The sequence below is a fragment of the Moraxella caviae genome (assembly GCF_002014985.1).
GTDB classification, from domain to species: Bacteria; Pseudomonadota; Gammaproteobacteria; order Pseudomonadales; family Moraxellaceae; genus Moraxella; species Moraxella caviae.
In genome coordinates this window covers 1-2357 of record NZ_MUXU01000064.1, presented here as the reverse complement: position 1 = coordinate 2357, position 2357 = coordinate 1, and the positions used below count along the sequence as shown (strand labels likewise).

Sequence of the window (2357 nt, the reverse complement as noted above, 5' to 3'; positions counted from 1 at the left end):
CCTTTGGCGGTTTTTTGTTGTCTTTTAAACTTATTAAATTAAACTCACGGCTTATATTTTTATTTTGAAAATCAAACATTTATAAATTTTTTATACTTTTGGTTTATTTTTTACTTGCATGATAATTAAACTTATGGTTTAATACCCCCATACCAAGCAAACAGCCTTTGCTTCAGACTATTTAAAAGCCCGGAAGCCCTACTGTGCAGGGAAAATCACAGAGCTACTCAAAAAATGGGTAGTGAAGCCCAATCCACCGTGGCAGATAACGGAGTTAATCAGCTACTGGCAGTTGTTAAGTAAAATTTAATAGCTGCCAATGACGGATTAACCACAGGAGCTAAACCATGAAAACCAAAACCTTTAACTGCTTGCTAAAAGCAAAAGACCTAAGAGAAACCCTTGCGCTACTGCCCGATGACGGCATGGCACTAAGCCGTGATGAGATGATAGACCACATCACGCAAGAGTACTTCAAAACGCCAAGAAACGCCCTAGCGTGGGCGAAATTTGCGGTAGGCAGCACATGGGGGATGACCAACAAGCAAGGCGGCAAAATTTTGATGATGGCGATTGACTGACAGATGGGGCAGTTATCAAGGGAAACTTGATGCTTTATCCACGATACGCCCGCACCGCTCGTACAATCAGCTCATTTTGGGGAATGCCAAGCTCGGCAGCGCGATTGACGATGAACTCAATGTCTTCAAGCTTTAGCGTAAAGGCTTTATTCTTGACACCTCGGCGCTCATTGCTTTGTTTTTGAATTTGGGCGGCGGTTTTAGGATTTTTGACAATTTTAGGCATTTGACAACCCCATAGATAGTTGTTAGAATGAGCGTAAGTTTTAGGAGAAAGTGTTAAGCCAGCTTGCACCGACTTAACACCCGCCTTTACAGGCTTTATCTTACTTAGTAAGCATTATTGCTTAACAAAAGCAAGATAATAACAATGATTAGCTTAATGAACCACATTGTCATTCTCCTAGGATAGCCACCACTTGACTTAGGTCGGTGGCGGTAACCTATCAAGTTTGGGTGTTGCAGCACCCTTACTTGATAAAACGCATTATAGCCTAGCTTATGTTAAAAGTCAAGTATTTATTAGGTTTTCGCCTAAAAATAGCTTGGCTTTTTTATTTCTTTGTTGTAAGTCCTTCACTTACAACAACGCCTACTTGAGCTGCTGGCAATCATCTTTTATTCTGTACATAAGCAAAAACCCAACCGCGGGAACGGCTGGGTTTTTAATTTTACCCTTAGCGTACAAGGATAAAACATAGATGAATTTTAACATAAATTTAGGTGAATGGGTGCTAAAAATGCTGGAAAAATACGGCTTATGGCAAACGGTTTTTGCGTTGATGGTGTTGTTGTCTGTACCTATCGTGCTGTACAAGCTGGACGTGATTGTTTTGGCATTCAAGGCTTAAAAACATTTGACAACCCCCAAAAAATACACTATCATATCCCCACATCGGCAAAATCCGATGGCGGAATTGGCGTTCCGAACTTACTGGCGATAATTACACGCCATCAAAGCGTGTTTTTTATTGTAATAAGCCCATCAAAACATGGGGTACATTTTATGCACCCCGCCCCAAAAAGGCAATCAGCCTTTGATATGGTGGATTATGTAGGAGAGCTTTTAGCTCGCCGTTTCCAGTAGGCGGTACGCCAATCCTGCATAATCCATCACCCTATAATTGGCGTTATTCGGTGATGGTTCATGAACCTACTACTGGAGAACACCATGTCAAACATTATCAATTTCACTTTTGAAAACCTGCCCGTTCGCATTGTTGACCGACTGGGCAATCCTTGGTTTTTAGCTAATGACGTATGCGATATTTTAGAAATTCAAAATACTTCTGACGCTATCAAATCTCTAGATGATGACGAAAAAGCCAAGCTAGAAGTTAGCCCTAGCTTTAATCTAGGGCTAGATTACCGAGTGAAAGAAATCAACATCATTAACGAAAGTGGACTGTATATCTTAATCTTGCGAAGCCGTAAGGCAATGCAAAAAGGCACTGTACAGTACAATTTCAGAAAATGGGTAACATCAGAAGTCCTACCCACCATTCGCCGCACAGGCTCATATCATGTTAAGGCAGACCGAGCCACTGCTGCTCAATTGCAAGGCATTAAGGATAAAGTCCATCGTTTGTCCTTTTGTTTTCGCAAGACAGGTTCAGCAAGCAATGAAATGTACAATCTTTTGCGTGTCAAGCTAAGCTTAAGAAACATCGCTGACATCAGCGAAAACCAAATCCCACAGGCTCATGCCATCTTAGATGCCATCACACCGCACTGTGAAGCCTATGGCGATTATCGACGTGAGATTGACGAATATGC

Annotated in this window: 4 protein-coding genes; 3 read left to right on the top strand and 1 reads right to left on the bottom strand. The window is 41.5% G+C overall.

Annotation, left to right across the window (positions count from 1 at the left end; all coding sequences use genetic code 11):
• Window positions 1-347: 347 nt before the first annotated feature.
• On the top strand, window positions 348-581 hold the full coding sequence (locus B0181_RS09885; RefSeq protein ID WP_078277339.1) for a hypothetical protein: 234 nt from the start codon (window positions 348-350) through the stop codon (window positions 579-581).
• A 34-nt stretch (window positions 582-615) separates the two neighbouring features.
• Here the strand turns inward: B0181_RS09885 and B0181_RS09880 are convergent, their stop codons facing one another.
• Window positions 616-807 carry a hypothetical protein gene (locus tag B0181_RS09880; protein WP_078277338.1) on the bottom strand — a complete coding sequence of 64 codons (192 nt, stop codon included), beginning with the start codon at window positions 805-807 and terminating at the stop codon, window positions 616-618.
• 475 nt (window positions 808-1282) lie between these two features.
• On the opposite strand from B0181_RS09880, the gene B0181_RS12225 reads away from it, so the two are divergent.
• Both B0181_RS12225 and B0181_RS09875 read left to right on the top strand, forming a co-directional pair.
• A complete protein-coding gene (locus tag B0181_RS12225; protein ID WP_165474547.1) occupies window positions 1283-1432 on the top strand; it encodes a hypothetical protein in 150 nt (49 codons plus the stop codon).
• Between the two features lie 320 nt (window positions 1433-1752).
• A partial coding sequence (locus B0181_RS09875) for a BRO-N domain-containing protein (RefSeq protein ID WP_282956014.1) occupies window positions 1753-2357 on the top strand: 605 nt, incomplete at its 3' end.

Bases quoted from the DNA above. Each gene is read 5' to 3' on its own strand.
- B0181_RS09885 (WP_078277339.1), top strand. From the start codon at position 348: ATGAAAACCAAAACCTTTAACTGCTTGCTAAAAGCAAAAGACCTAAGA.
- B0181_RS09880 (WP_078277338.1), bottom strand. From the start codon at position 807: ATGCCTAAAATTGTCAAAAATCCTAAAACCGCCGCCCAAATTCAAAAA.
- B0181_RS12225 (WP_165474547.1), top strand. From the start codon at position 1,283: ATGAATTTTAACATAAATTTAGGTGAATGGGTGCTAAAAATGCTGGAA.